Here is a 529-nt window from a genome sequence, read left to right as displayed (position 1 = left end):
GGCCCCGATGTTGTCGGCGGCAATTGGGGTGGTGGTGATCTCCTACTTGAGCTGGCGCGTGATGTTTTTGATCGGCGGGTTAGGCATGCTGGCTGCCTGGTTCCTTTCGCGCGTCTATTTTATTGAATCACCGCGCTGGCTGGCGGGGAAGGGACACACCGATCTGGCGGAGAACAGTCTGCGCGATATTGAAAAAAGTATCGAGAATGAAAAGAAGATTAGCCTCAGACAACTCCCTACGGTAAATGCTGCTGATACCCCGATAAGTGAAGCGGGATCGTTTTGGGATCTGTTTAAAGGCACAATGTTAAGGCGAACCTGTGTCGCAATTACCGTACTGATTGCCATGAACATCTCTCTGTATACCATTACCGTGTGGATCCCCACCATATTTGTTAACTCCGGTATTGACGTCACTAAATCGATATTTATGACCGCTGTCATTATGATTGGCGCGCCTGTGGGGATTTTTTTCGCAACGTTGGTGATTGATAAGTTCCCACGCCGCCTGTTTGGTTCCGGCTTGCTA

At 49.9% G+C, this 529-nt stretch carries 1 protein-coding gene; it reads left to right on the top strand.

What is annotated here, in order from left to right:
* Positions 1-529: MFS transporter (locus J5224_RS34975; protein ID WP_264629385.1), on the top strand; the 529-nt coding region annotated here is incomplete at both ends.

Source organism: Candidatus Symbiopectobacterium sp. NZEC135, assembly GCF_025962695.1.
This window is presented reverse-complemented; position numbering and strand designations above follow the sequence as displayed.